The sequence below is a fragment of the Aquabacterium sp. NJ1 genome, assembly GCF_000768065.1.
In the GTDB taxonomy this organism is placed as follows: domain Bacteria; phylum Pseudomonadota; class Gammaproteobacteria; order Burkholderiales; family Burkholderiaceae_C; genus Aquabacterium.
Genome location: NZ_JRKM01000001.1, coordinates 2,011,424 through 2,025,084, shown reverse-complemented (window position 1 = coordinate 2,025,084; position 13,661 = coordinate 2,011,424). Strand labels below are relative to the sequence as shown.

The window sequence follows — 13,661 nt, the reverse complement described above, 5'->3', positions numbered from 1 at the left end:
GTGCCTCATTTGTAGAAGGCTTCGACCTTGCCCTTGAGCGTGAGCATCAGGGGCTTGCCCTTGCGGTCCACCTTCTTGCCGGCGGCGACCTTGATCCAGCCTTCGCTCACGCAGTATTCCTCGACGTCCTTGCGCTCCTTGTCATTGAAGCGGATGCCGATGTCGTGCTGGAACACGTCGGCGTTGAAGTAAGGGCTGGAGGGGTCGATGGACAGGCGGTCGGGCAGGGCGGGGGCGGCTTCGCTCATGGTGTCTTCTTGTTCAGGGTCGGGTTCAGCAGAACTTGCTCAGGCCGGTATTGTCCAAGATTTGACGGCGCTTCAAATGTTGGCCGAGGCCCATGCGTCGGCGGGCACGGGAGCCTGTCGAGGCAAAACGATCCGGAAGATGCTGCCGACGCCTTCCTGTGTGAGCAAATAGACCTCGCCGCCTTGCGCCCGAGCCATGTGGCGCACCAGGGCCAGCCCCAGGCCCGCGCCCTCGTGGGTGCGGCTCATGCCGGAGCTCAGTTGGACAAAGGGCGTGAACAGCCTGGAGAGGTCGGATGCGGCGATGCCTGCGCCCTGATCCTCCACCTCCAGGAACCACTCGAGTTCGCCCAGGTAGCCGGCACGCACCCATACCAGGCTGCCAGGTCTGGAAAACTTGATGGCATTACTCGCGAGCGCCACACCCATTTGGCGCAGGCGCAAGGGGTCGACCTCCACCTTGCTCATGGTCGGGTCAATCGCTGTATGCAGTTCGATCTGGTGTTGCTGCGCTTGAGGCCGAACGGTGTCGCAGATATCGTCGAGCGCCGCCTGAACATCGATCATGGCCGGTGAGAAGGGCATTTTGCCGGCTTCGACCTGACCGAAAGCCAGCATCGATTCCACCAGGTCCAGCAGACGCTGCCCGCCTGACTCGATTTGATGGAGCGCGGAGCCATACAAGGCGCTATCGGGTGCGTAGCGCTGCATTTGCAGCAACTGCGTGAAGCCCATGATCGCGTTGAGCGGTGTGCGCAATTCGTGCGACATGTTGGCCAGGAAATCGTCCTTGAGGCGGCTGAGCGCCCTGAGCTGCTGGTTTTGCGCCTCCAGCTCCACGGCCTTCAAGCGGGCTTGTTCGGCCTCTTTCAAGGGGGTGATGTCGGCTAGGAGTAGCATCACCTCTTCTGTGGTGTCCGACAGGCGTGCAGCGCTGACGTCGATCCAGACCAGGCTGCCGTCCATGCGCCGCATCTGAAGCTGCGTCCGGTAGGGGCGCCCTTGCCTGAAGGCGGCATAGGCCTCTTCTCCAACGTGCGCATAGCTCGCTTCGTCGGCATGGAGTTGCCGCACGGGCATGCCCTGCCACGCCTCGCCGGGGTAACCGAAGATTCTCGTCATGCCTTGGTTGGCCCACACGGTTTTACGCTGCACAAGCCGCATGATGCCGATCAGGTCGGTATTGAGCATCAGGGCCTGCTGTCGTGCTTGTTCGCGCAATGCCTGCCTGGCCTGATGCAGCGGCGTGATGTCATGCATCACCGAGTTGCTCATGGTGAACTGGCCCTGCTTGTCTTGCACGGCCTTGGCACTGACCAGAACGCGGCGTACGACACCTTGTCGGCTCACGAGTTCCAGCTCCAGGCCGTTGAGTTCGCCTTTTTGCTTGAAGGCAGGAAAGTTCTGCGCAAAGGTCTGTCGGCTCTCTTCGGTCATGAAGTCGGTGGGGCTCAGTCGAGCGATCACCTCGTCGCGCGGGCATCCCAGCCAGGTGAGTTCGGTGTCATTGATGCTCAGGTAGCGGCCGTGCGGATCAAGGGTGTGGTACCCGCAGGGCGCGGTGTTGTAGAGCCTTTGGGTTCGCTCGTACTGCCTGGCTCGCCGAAGCGTGCGCCGACTCAAGGACCAGGATGCCGTGAAGAAGGTCAGGAGGAAGGCGATCATCCAGGCGAGATGCCACCACCAGTCCGCCATAAAATCATCGAGCGCGTTGCCAACCATGACATACAGTGCCAGGTCGGGCATGCGCCGGTACGCGATGACACGCTCTACGCCATCGAGTTGACTTGTGGATCGGTACACCCCTTCGTTGGGCGCGCTCTGGATGACCCGGGTGAGCTCGGTGGTGAGCTGGTTGGCCAAACTGGCCGAGGGAGGCGCTGCCGGATAGCGCACCACCAGATTCAATGTGCTGGAGCGGAGTGCGGCGATGCCATGTTGTCCCAGGCTGGCCTTGGCGATCAGCGAACTCAATCGCGACACGGGGATGACGGCGATGATCACGCCATTGAAGGCGTGCGGCGCGCGAAACAGGGCGCGCGCCATGATCACGCAAGGTTGCCCATCCGCCAGGCTTGTGTAGGTGCCGTAAAAGCCGACACGCTCATCTGGCTGTTTGAGCAAACGCTGGAAGTAGTCTTGGGCTGAAATGTCGAGGTGCATGCAGCGTTGCATGGGTTGACCACAGAGCTGCTGGCCATTCGCATCGAACACCTCGATTTGCTGAACGTCTGGGATGCGGCTGATGGCTTGGTCTACCGTCTGCCACAAGTTCGTGCCGCTCTCCTGCGCACCCTCGGTGGCCTCGTGTTCCAGGCGGTCGGCCACACCGGACAGCACCACGGCAATTTTGTCGAAGGAGGCAGTCGCGCCTTGCTCTAGCAGGCGTGCCGTGGTCAGCGCTTGTGTTTTGCCGGCGGCCATGTCCGCCTGCCAGGACCGCCACAGCGTGGTCGCGCAGAACACCGTCATCATGACGTTGAGTGCAACGAGCCCGAGGCGAGACGTTTTGACCATATGTTCAGCGCAACGACAGATGAGCACGGTTCACGTCAACAGAACACCTCGCAGGTCTTACTCACATGCGATTTGACTGATGCTCGGCAAGCCAGAATACCCTGTCAAGGTATGAGGGGCAAGCACAGTCCATTCTCTCGTCGAATCTTGCTGTCGTTTTGCTGGCAGACCCTGCTTGACGATGGCGTTCGTCTCGGTCATGAGGTCGAGCGAACTCAAGCCAGGGTCCGGGGCGGGTTGCCGGACTCGGGTGGGCCGCCCCGGTGGGATTTGGTCCAGCTGTAGTCGGCAGGCAGCTCGTCGCTGACGCCGGGCTTGCCCACGTGGTCGCCCAGCTCGGAGTTGGTGACGATGTGGCTGTGCAGCGGCTTGCCATCGGCGTCTTTCTCCTTGCGCTTGGCTTCGGAGAAAGCAAGCGCTTCGAGCAGCTGCTGGTCATTGAAGGTGGCCACGAAAGGCTGGCCCTGGGTCAGCCAGTACACGACGATGCTCATGGTGGGATCCGGTTTGGGGCTGGCGAATGCCGCGCACAGCGAGTTTGACATAGCTGTGCGTCGATGGGGCTGCCTGCCGGCCTGTTGCGGGCACGCTGTTTGCCCCCATCCCTGGGCGTGATTCGCGCGGATTCCAAGGGGCATCACCATGTCTGCTTCAACTGTGCGCGGGGCCTGGCTGCGCATGCTTCGCTGGAGTGTCGTGCTCATCCTGCCACTGATGCTGGTCATCGTGCTCTTGTCGGCCATCGTGCTCAATCTGGTTCAGCCCTTGCTGTCGAACTGGGCCGACCGTGACCTGGATGAGCGCGCCCTGTTGCTGGGGCAAGCCATGGTGGAACCGGTTCAGGGGGCCATCCGTTCCGGCGAACGCGCGCCCCTGACGAGTCGGCTCAACGCGCTGACGCAGGACAAGCGCCTGCTTGCCGTGGCCGTGTGCGACAGCCATCGGAAGTTGTTTGCCTGGAGCCAGACCTACCCGATGACATTGGGTTGCGAAGGCGATGCGCCGAACGACATGGGCAAGCTGTGGCGGAACGGCGGCTTGGGGGTCCATGTGAGCCAGGTGACCTTGCCGCTGACCGCTTTGCCAGATGGTGACCAGGCCCGCATGGTGGTGGTTCACAGCCGCCAGGTTGCCTGGCGCCGTGGTGAGCAGACACAACGTTATGTGATCTGGGTCTTCGCCGGACTGGGGCTGTGCCTGGCTGCCATGTTGTTGCTGATGGCCAATTGGAGCTGGCGCTACTGGGTGAGTGGTGTGCGCCGCATCTTGCGTGAGGATCACGTGGCGCCAGGGCAGCGGCGCGCAGCGCCGGAGATCGAGCCTTTGTTGCCTGATCTGCGCCGCCTTTTGCGCAGCGTCCACGAAGACCGCCGCATCCTCAAGGACACCACGATCGAATGGCGCCCCGAGACGCTCAAGCTGCTGTTGCGCGAGCACCTGTTTGGCGACGAGTTGATCGTGGTGTCGAACCGCGAGCCCTATATCCATCAGCGACAGGAGGATGGCGTCATTCGCGTGGATCGCCCAGCCAGTGGCTTGGTGACCGCCGTGGAGCCCGTGATGCGGGCTTGTTCGGGTACCTGGGTGGCCCATGGCAGCGGTTCGGCCGATGCGGATGTGGTGGACGCTCGGTCACGCATCCAGGTGCCCCCCCACTCCCAGGACGGCGGCCAGGACAAAGGCGCCTACACGCTGCGCCGTGTCTGGCTGTCGCAGCAAGAGGAGCAAGGCTATTACTTTGGCTTTGCCAACGAGGGACTGTGGCCGTTGTGCCATATTGCCCACGAGCGCCCCGTGTTTCGTGACAGTGACTGGTTGCAATACCAGGCAGTCAACGCCAAGTTTGCCGATGCCGTCGTGGCCGAAGCCCGCTCACCCAATCCCGTCATCCTGGTGCAGGACTACCACTTCGCCTTGCTGCCCAAGCTCCTGCGCGAGCGCCTGCCGCAGGCCACCATCCTGACCTTCTGGCACATTCCCTGGCCCAACGCCGAGTCCTTTGGCATCTGCCCCTGGGGCCGGCACATCATCGAGGGCCTGCTGGGCAGCACCATCCTGGGTTTTCACACGCGTTACCACTGCCAGAACTTCCTGGAGTCCGTGGACCGGTTCATGGAGTCGCGCATCTCCCGCGAAGATGATTCGGTGATCTTCCAGGGACAACGAACCAAGGTGCGTGACTACCCCATCTCCATTCACTGGACGCCACCACCTGACAATGCCCAGGCTTTGAAGATGCAGGCCCGCAGCGCCGTGCGCATGCGCCATGGGCTGCCCAGCGAGCACGAGCTGGGCATCGGGGTGGACCGGCTGGACTACACCAAGGGCATTGTGGAGCGCCTGTTGGCGGTCGAGCACCTGCTGGAGACCCGGCCTGAATGGGTGGGGCGCTTCACGTTCATTCAGATTGCAGCGCCAACACGCTCCACGCTGGAGGCCTACAGGCGGCTGGATGCCAGCGTGCGCGAGCATGCCTCACGCATCAACGACCACTTCACCCGCCTCGCGCCGGGTTCGCCTCCGCCGATCATCCTGCTCATCGAGCACCATGACAACAGGGCCGTGACCGAGCACTACCGGGCGGCAGATCTGGCCATGGTCACCAGCCTGCATGATGGGATGAACCTGGTGGCCAAGGAGTTCGTGGCGGCAAGGGATACCGAAGACGGGGTGCTCATTCTCAGCCGCTTTGCTGGGGCAGCCAGCGAGCTCTACGAAGCGCTGGTCGTCAACCCATACCACATCGGGCAGACCACAGATGCCTTGCACAGGGCCCTCACCATGAGCAGGGCCGAGCAGCAAGAGCGCATGCGGGCCATGCGTCAGCGGCTGGTGGATTTCAATATCTATCGTTGGGCTGGCCGCATGCTGCTCGATGCGGCAGACGAGCGGCAGCGCATCCGTGTGCAAAACCGGATCGTGCAGGTTGCCCACCCGACGTCCAGGCGCATGCACGTGCCCTGGCGCCACGAGTCCAGCGAATCTGCCACGCGTCAACGTCAGGCATGACGCTCGGGTGCAAGCGGGCGGATCTTGTCCCAGTCGGCCCGCAAGCGTGGCAGGTATTGCGGATAGCCTTTCTGGATGCAGGCCAGCAGTTGCTCTCGCACCTCGCAACGCAAGTCCCAGTTCTTCGGGGAGTCGCCAGAGCTGACCAGACAACGCAGTTGCATGGCGTGTTCACCCGCTTCGGTCACCTGAAGAAGGCAGACCCGGCCATCCCAGTTGTTGGAGGCCTGGCAGCTGCGTTGCAGCTCATCACGCAAAGGCTGTAAAGGCATGCGGTAGTCCACCCACAGGAAGACCGAGCCAATGATGGCCGAGCTCGACCGAGACCAGTTCTGGAAGGGGTGTTGGGTCCACCATTCCAGGGGTACCACCATGCGCCGCTGGTCCCATAGCCTCACGACGACATAGGTGCCATTGATTTCTTCGACCCAGCCCCATTCGCCTTCCACAATGACCACGTCCTCCAGCCGGATGGGCTGGGTCAGGCCGATCTGCAGCCCCGCGATCAGATTGCCCAGCAGCGGCCGGGCGGCCAGGCCCGCAACGATGCCGGCCAGGCCAGCAGAAGCCAACAGGCTGGCGCCGATGTGGCGGACATCCGGGAAGGTCATCAACGCCATGGCGATGCCGATCAGGCTGAGGATGGAGGTGGCGCTGCGCGTGATGACCCGCGTTTGCGTCATGAGCCTGCGTGAGGCCACGCTGTCCACGGCCCCGGCAGGTTGTCGAGACGACATCAGATCGCCCATGGCGCTGACGGTGCGCGTCAGCAGCCAGGTGGTGCAAAAGATGAGGGCCACCGTGCACACCTGCCGCACCACGCTCACCCCGATCAGTTGATCGGGGGCGCTGAAGATCACCAGCTCGAGCGCCAGCAGGGGGGGCAGGGCATTGAGCGGCGCGCGCGTTGTTTGCCGCACTTTTTGCAAAAGATCGGAACCTGTTGCCGCCCGTGTGAGCAAGGCGTCGACGCCGCGAAAGACCAGGCTGGCACTCAGAGCCAGCACCAGGCCGATGACACCGACGTGCAGCCATTGCGACTGGTCATGCAGCCAGAGGTTTTCGAGGGCAGTCACGTTTGCGTCCTTTCTGCTGATCGAGGCACCGAGGCACGCCACTTGCCCCTGCAGTGATGCGGCAACCCAGTCTCGTGTTGTCGAGTCACTTCCGTAAGGAGCTATTCAATGAACGTGCGTCAACAATTCATTCACGCTGCGCTGGCAACGACCTTGCTGTCGATGGTCGGGGCCGTGCGGGCCGATCAGGCCTCCACTGGCGAGCCTCCCAAGGCGCAAGCCGACAACCCGGGTTCGACTGCGGGCTCAAGCCCCGATCGCGTTACGAAACCCTCAGACGGGGCAGCACCCAGCATGCCGCCATGGTCCATGGACAATGCGCCGCCGGCCGCGGGCATGCGCGGGGATGCAGCCAGCCAACCCGACGACAAGGCCTCTGGCGCGGCCAAGGGCAAGAAGCACAAGTCGGGCAGCAAGGCCAAGGCCCAGCACAATCAAGGCAGCGCCAGCAATGCCGATACGGACCCCGTTGACCCGCACGGGGCTTACAGGCGAGAGGGCGGCGCCAGCTCGCCACGCTGAGTGGGTGTCATGGGTGGCCACCTGCCACGCTGGTGGTCTGCCCATGACGGCTGCCTGACAGGTGGGCCGTTTCATTTCCGGGTGGCGCGAACTTCGATGTTGTTGCGCACACTCTTGACACCCGAAACCGTCATGGCGAGGTCACCAGCCAGGGCACGCTCTTCGGGGGTCAGCGCGAAACCTGACAACAGGACTTCGCCGCCCAGCGTCTCCACGCCCAGCCGCATGGCGCTGACCTTCTCGTTCTCTGCGAACCGGGCTTTCACTCGGGCCGTGATGGTGCTGTCGTCAACGTACTGCCCCACCGAGCTTTGCCCGGTTGTGACCGCGCAGGAGGTCAGGGTCATGGCTGGCAGGCATGCCAGGCTCAGCGCAACAATCAAGCTCTTCATGGTGTGGCTCCTTTTGAGTGGCCTGACAGCCCGGGACAAAGCAGGGGCTGTATGAATACAGGTGAGCAAAAGACGTACCGGTCTGGCGCAGGCCACGCGCCCTTGAATCGGCAATCGTTGCGGCAAGACGCACAAAACCATGTAGCGTTGGCTGCTCTGTTCAGCAGCGCGCCCTTGGTTTTCGCGTGGGCATGGATGTTGCGCCGCGCCATGTACCGCATCCATCACAGAGAGCACCCCGTCATGCTTCAGACCGCCCTCGGACAGGCCGCGCTACAGCGTGCCACCATGAGTCCTCGGCTGCAACAGGCCGTTCGCCTGCTGCAGTTGTCTTCGCTTGACTTTGCACAGGAAGTCAGCGAGATCGTGGCGCAGAACCCGTTTCTCGAACAGCTTGACCCGGTTGCCGAGGCGGCCCATGACGATGACCAGGCAAGCCCGATCGAGCCCGCCAGCCGCCAGGCCGATGTGCTCATTGAAGACGCCGATGCACCGTGGGCCAGTGCCGCGATGCCGTGGCCCGCAACGGGTGGCATGGTGGCGGATCGGGGGGATGACGACACGGTCGTCAACCGGGTCCCTGTGGCAACGAGCTTGCGACCGCATCTCCATGTGCAGGCCAATGCACTCAAGCTGTCCGATCGTGAGCGGGCCCTGGTGGGCCTGTTGATCGAGTCACTCGACGACGACGGCTATTTGCGCCAGGACCTGTCCGAGCTGGCGGCCTTGGCCGGCCTGGAGCCTGCGGTCACGGAGCAGGAACTCTTGCAGGCGTTGGCCCGGGTGCAGGTCATGGAGCCCACAGGCGTGGGTGCACGCCACGTGCAGGAATGCCTGGCTTTGCAGATTGCCGAGATCGAAGGGTTGAGGCAGCAGAGGATGGCCCGGGCCATCATCCGCGATCATCTGGACCTGCTGGCGACGCGGGACACAGATACCTTGGCCCAGGTGTTGGGGCAAAGTCTGGCCGACGTGCGCGCGGTCTGCGAGCGCATCAGGCACATGGACCCGCATCCGGGTTGGCGCTACAGTGCCGACCCCCTGCCATTCATCGTGCCGGACGTGATTGCCCGGCAAGACAAGGGCCAGTGGGTCGTGACGCTGAACCCGGCGGCCGTGCCCAGGGTCAGCATCAACCAGGCGTGTTTTGACCTCTTCCAGCGCCATCGTGGCACCCGTCACGCCGAACTGGCCGCGCACCTGCATGAGGCCAGGTGGATCGTGCGCAATGTCGAGCAGCGCTTTCATACCATCGTCAGCGTGGCCCGGCTCATCGTGCAGCGACAGCACCTGTTTCTGGAGTACGGCGAGATGGGCATGAGGCCCTTGAGCCTGCGAGATGTGGCCCAGGCATTGGGGCTGCATGAATCCACGGTGTCCCGGGTCATCAACAACAAGTACCTGGCCACCAGCGCGGGTGTCTTTGAACTCAAACGGTTCTTTTCGCGCGCGGTGCACACCAGCAACGGCGGAACATGCTCGACCGCGGCCATCCGCGGTCTGATCAAGGAGATCCTCGACAGCGAGGACACCGCACGGCCTTACTCCGATGTCGACATCACCCGTTTGTTGGCAAGACAAGGCCTGGCCGTGGCCCGCCGCACGGTCACGAAGTACCGCCAGATGATGAACATCGGGATGGCCGGCCAACGCCGAAGGCGCCAAGGGTGACTCAAGCCTTGGGCGACTCGGACGCCGCATCATGCTCGTCCAGCGCGGACGGCATCGTGGCGTATTCCTTGAGACGGTTGTAGAGCGTCTTGAGGCTGATGCCCAGCGTGGCGGCCGTGCGTTCCTTGTGCCGGCCAAGATGGTCCAGTGTGCCCAGGATGACCTGGCGCTCGACCTCGGCCAACGGCGTGCCGAGATCGATGTGCAGCACCGGTGCCCCTGACACCACGGAAGGTGGTTCATCAGGGCAGGGCAGGCATTCATCGGTGATCACCGAGCCAGGGGCCATCACATAAGCACGGTGCACGATGTTGCGCAGTTCTCGCACATTGCCAGGCCAGGCATAGTTGCTCAACCTGCCCAGCGCCTGGGGGTCATATTGCTTGACCGCACCCTCGCGGCGCGAGATCTCATCGAGAAAGTGCGCGGCAATCAAGGCAATGTCCTCCATGCGATCGCGCAGAGGGGGCAGCGCGATGGGAAAGACATTGAGCCGATACAGCAGGTCCTCGCGCAGCTTGCCGGATTTCACCGCCTGGTCAAGCGGCCGGTTGGTGGCCGCCATGATGCGAACATCGGCCTGCAACGTCTGGGTTGAGCCCACCCGCGAGAAGCTGTTGGTTTCGAGCACGCGCAAGAGCTTGACCTGCAGATCCAGGGGCATTTCCGTGATTTCATCCAGGAACAGCGTGCCGCCGTTGGCCCGCTCGAAGATGCCTTGATGCTGGCGTTCGGCGCCTGTGAAACTGCCCTTCTCGTGGCCGAACAGCTCGCTCTCGATCAGGTTGGGCGAGATGGCACCGCAGTTCACCGCGATGAAGGGGCGATGGCGCCGGCGGCTCAGTTCATGTACGGTGCTGGCCACCACCTCCTTGCCGCAGCCGCTTTCCCCTGTGATCAGCACGGTGACGGCCGTGGCCGACACCTTGACGATCTGATCGTAGACACGGCGCATGAGCGGCGAGCGGCCCCACAGGAGACCAAAGTGACCTTCTCGCTCCAGGCCGTCCAGCAGGGCGCTGGCTTCGGCCTTCAGGGCGGCTGGCTTGATGGCCCTGGACAGCACGCCCGACAGTTGTTTGAGCTGGATGGGCTTGAGCAGGTAATCGGCGGCACCCAGGCGCAGTGCCTGGATGGATGTCTCCAGGCTGGCGTGGCCCGTCATCAACACCACCTCGGCATTGACCAGGGCTTGTTCGTCATCGAACAGTTGCATGCCACTGCCATCGGGCAGCATCAGGTCCAGCAGAACGACATCAGGCTCCTGCAAGGCCAGTTGACGACGTGCCTCGCGCAAGGACCCTGCCGTGGCCACACTGAAGCCCTCGCTGGCAATCAGTGACGCCAGCATGTCTGCCGCGTCAGCTTCATCATCGACAACCAATGCATGAGGCATGGTCGGTGCTCCTTGGACATCTGTCGGCTCCCTGTCGATTGATTGTGCAGCCGCATGCCACCCAGTCAAGCCAGTAGGCCGACTGTTTACAGTTTGATTCCCTTGACGCAGTCGGCCCTGATCTCAGCAGGGGCTTGCAGTGAATCAGCACGCGCCGTGTGGCATGGGCATCAGCAACTGTTCGAGCAGGCTGGGGTTCACTGGCTTGACCAGGTGCTGGTTGAAGCCCGCCTGATGGGCACGTTGCACGTCGGCGGGCTGGCCGTAGCCGGATACCGCGATCAGCCGCCCGCCATAGCCTGCAGATCGGAGGTGGCGGGCCACGTCATACCCGGTCAGGCCGGGCAAGCCGATGTCGATCAGGGCCACATCGGGTTGTACCTGCATGATCAGTTCCAGGCCGCTTCGGCCCTCCGTGGCCGAGTAGGTGTCATGGTGGTTCAGGGTGAGCAAGGCGCACAGGGCCTCACGCGTGTCCTCGTTGTCTTCAACCACCACAACCCGGCGCGGGGCGCTCGCACCTTGCTCGGCGCTGGATTCAACGGGCGCCAACAAGGCCTGGGCCAGCGGCATGCGCACGGTGAACGTGCAGCCTCGCCCCGGTCCAGGGCTGTCCACACTGACCTGGCCGCCGTGCAGCTCGGTCAGCCGGCGCACCAGTGCGAGCCCGATGCCCAGCCCGCCCTGTGGCCTGTCCATGGCGCGCTCGCCCTGAACGAACATGTCAAACACATGGCCCATGAGTTCGGAGGTCATGCCCACACCGCTGTCTCGCACTTGCAGAACGGCGTGGTTGTCCTGCTTCTGAACGCGGACTTCTATGGCGCCACCGGCTGGCGTGTACTTCACGGCGTTGCTCAGCAAATTGGTGATCACCTGTTCCATACGCGTGATGTCGGCATGAACCCAGACCTCGTCGATCTTCAGGCTGAGTTCATGCGCACCGAGCTGGCCTGCCAGCTCCAGGGTGTGAGCCACACGTTGAACGACCTGTCCGAGCAGCATGGGTGCGCGTACCAGCAAGACCTTGCCGGAAATCACACGAAACACGTCGAGCAGGTCGTCCATGAGCCGGGACAGATGCGAGGTCTGGCGTGCGATGATCTGGCGGGCTCGCTGTGCGACCTCCTCCTGGGGCGCTGCGCGGTTGAGCACTTCGCAGGCCGCAGAGATGGCCCCCAGCGGGTTGCGCAGCTCGTGGCCCAGCATGGCCAGAAACTCGTCCTTGGCGCGGTTGGCCCGTTCTGCTTCCTGGCGCGCCGACTGCTCGCGCACCATCAAGGCGGCGCGCTCGTGATCCAGCGCCTTCTGCGGGCTGATGTCCATCACCATGCCGGTGATGCTCTGTGCCCGCCGCTGCGTGTCGTAGGTGAAGGATGCGCGGCATGACAGCCAGCGAGGTTGCGGCTCACCCGACAGGCAGCGGCCCTCCAGGGTGAGTTGCGCGATGCCTTCGTGCAGGGCTTGTTTGACCTGTTGCACAAGGCGCCGTCTGTCCTGCGGGTTCAGGCGGCGTAGCAATTGGCGCCAGCTGCCTTCGCATGCCGCCTGAGGCAGCCCCAGCAGCAGCGACAGGCCTGGTGTCCAGTTCACCTGCGGGCTGCCATGTGCGTGGTTGAAGAAGCCGATGTGCCCGACGCTTTGCGCCCACTCGATCAGAACGCGTTCGTCCAGCTCGCGGGGGAGCTGGTTCACGCGCGGCTGCGGTTGCTTTGTGAGCGGAGCCTTGGCGGCCGAGGCGGGATGGCGGCGTGCCGGTGAGGGGGCGTGTTCGCGCCGAACCAGCTTCAAGGCGAGCGTCACGGCCACGATCAGGGTCAGCAAACCCGCGATGGACAACTCTGCCGCACCGCCCAGTTGCGCAATCAGGGCAGGCCACACCGGCTCAATGACCAGCACTTGCCAGGAAAAAGGCCCCACGGCTTGCCACGCCGCATGGTTGTCGCTGGCTCGCAAGGCATCACCGCGAACCCACCCTGAGGGATGTCGACGCAGTAAGGTCTGCAGCGGATCAGGCAAGGGGTGACTCGGCATCGCTTCGCCGCCGCGCTCGCACGCCAGTTGGCGCAGGTGCCCTTCGACCAGGCAGGTGTAGCCTGCGTGTGGTCCGCTGGATTGCGCGCGGTCTTCCAGCACCCTTTGCCAGATCGAGGGTGCCAGCCATGCGCCCAGCACGTAGCGAACACGCCCCTTGACCAGCACAGGCGCCAGCACACTGGTGCGCCATTGCCCGTCAGGGGCCAACACCAGGTTGCTCAATCGTGGTTGTGGTGCCCGGCGCACGAGATCAAGCAAGGCTTTGTCCGCAAAGACGCCCAGTGGCTTGCCCTGTGGTTGCGCCGTGTTGAGGAGCACCTCGTCGTTTGGTCCGATCAGAAAAACGCCCTGCCATGCGCCGGGTGCACTGGGCAGGGCTGCCACGGCACTGAAGAAGCCGGCCAGGTCGTCTCGTTGCAGGGTGTCGGATACGACCAGGATATTGAGCGCACTCATGGATGCCCGAATTTCGCGGTCCACGGCTTGCGACAACCCTGCTGCGCGGTTCTGCATGGCTGACTCGAAACGGGCCTGTTCGTCGCGCAGGTGTTGGGTGATCAGCCCGGCCATGAGCAGCGCCATGGGCAAGGCCACGATCACGATGAGCAGCATGAGGCGAGCCTGCAGTGAGCTTGCAGGCCGCCTGGGGGGAGGAAGCAATCCGATCAGGGCCACGGTAGATCCCCATGTTCAGTCATACCTCGGGGGGACGTCGGGCAGGGGCTGCTTGCGGCATTTTCTGCCTCGACCCTGCAAGGTTTACCGACTTGTCGGTTTTCGCTGGCCGGCATGA

At 63.4% G+C, this 13,661-nt stretch carries 10 protein-coding genes; 3 read left to right on the top strand and 7 right to left on the bottom strand.

Going from position 1 to position 13,661, the window contains the following annotated elements; all coding sequences use genetic code 11:
• Window positions 1–5: 5 nt before the first annotated feature.
• The 3 genes from JY96_RS08685 to JY96_RS08675 all read right to left on the bottom strand — a co-directional run bounded on the left by JY96_RS08685 (window position 6) and on the right by JY96_RS08675 (window position 3,259).
• Window positions 6–248, bottom strand: coding sequence for a DUF3297 family protein (locus JY96_RS08685; RefSeq protein WP_035036673.1), 243 nt, complete (start codon window positions 246–248; stop codon window positions 6–8).
• Between the two features lie 72 nt (window positions 249–320).
• The gene (locus tag JY96_RS08680) at window positions 321–2,765 is read right to left on the bottom strand and encodes a PAS domain S-box protein (RefSeq protein WP_035036671.1); all 2,445 of its coding nucleotides are present in this window, start codon (window positions 2,763–2,765) and stop codon (window positions 321–323) included.
• Between the two features lie 215 nt (window positions 2,766–2,980).
• Complete coding sequence (locus JY96_RS08675) at window positions 2,981–3,259, bottom strand: hypothetical protein (protein WP_152606411.1); 279 nt, start codon at window positions 3,257–3,259, stop codon at window positions 2,981–2,983.
• A gap of 148 nt (window positions 3,260–3,407) precedes the next feature.
• On the opposite strand from JY96_RS08675, the gene JY96_RS08670 reads away from it, so the two are divergent.
• Window positions 3,408–5,774, top strand: a complete 2,367-nt coding sequence (locus tag JY96_RS08670; protein ID WP_052162290.1) for a trehalose-6-phosphate synthase — start codon at window positions 3,408–3,410, stop codon at window positions 5,772–5,774.
• On the opposite strand, the gene JY96_RS08665 is transcribed toward JY96_RS08670, so the two are convergent.
• A complete protein-coding gene (locus JY96_RS08665) occupies window positions 5,765–6,850 on the bottom strand; it encodes a mechanosensitive ion channel family protein (protein ID WP_081961602.1) in 1,086 nt (361 codons plus the stop codon). The two genes, JY96_RS08670 and JY96_RS08665, sit on opposite strands and share 10 nt — an antisense overlap.
• A gap of 108 nt (window positions 6,851–6,958) precedes the next feature.
• Here JY96_RS08665 and JY96_RS08660 point away from each other — a divergent pair, with 108 nt between their 5' ends.
• A complete protein-coding gene (locus tag JY96_RS08660) occupies window positions 6,959–7,372 on the top strand; it encodes a hypothetical protein (protein WP_035036668.1) in 414 nt (137 codons plus the stop codon).
• A 71-nt stretch (window positions 7,373–7,443) separates the two neighbouring features.
• Here the strand turns inward: JY96_RS08660 and JY96_RS08655 are convergent, their stop codons facing one another.
• Window positions 7,444–7,764, bottom strand: a complete 321-nt coding sequence (locus tag JY96_RS08655) for a BON domain-containing protein (RefSeq protein WP_035036666.1) — start codon at window positions 7,762–7,764, stop codon at window positions 7,444–7,446.
• 243 nt (window positions 7,765–8,007) lie between these two features.
• Here JY96_RS08655 and rpoN point away from each other — a divergent pair, with 243 nt between their 5' ends.
• Window positions 8,008–9,435: an RNA polymerase factor sigma-54 gene (gene rpoN / locus JY96_RS08650; RefSeq protein ID WP_035041825.1), complete on the top strand. Its 1,428-nt coding sequence runs from the start codon at window positions 8,008–8,010 to the stop codon at window positions 9,433–9,435.
• 1 nt (window position 9,436) lies between these two features.
• Here the strand turns inward: rpoN and JY96_RS08645 are convergent, their stop codons facing one another.
• Together JY96_RS08645 and JY96_RS22115 are read right to left on the bottom strand one after the other, a co-directional pair.
• Window positions 9,437–10,831, bottom strand: a complete 1,395-nt coding sequence (locus JY96_RS08645) for a sigma-54 dependent transcriptional regulator (RefSeq protein ID WP_035036663.1) — start codon at window positions 10,829–10,831, stop codon at window positions 9,437–9,439.
• Window positions 10,832–10,975: 144 nt separating this feature from the next.
• Window positions 10,976–13,480, bottom strand: a complete 2,505-nt coding sequence (locus JY96_RS22115) for a hybrid sensor histidine kinase/response regulator (RefSeq protein ID WP_052162288.1) — start codon at window positions 13,478–13,480, stop codon at window positions 10,976–10,978.
• Window positions 13,481–13,661: the final 181 nt, after the last annotated feature.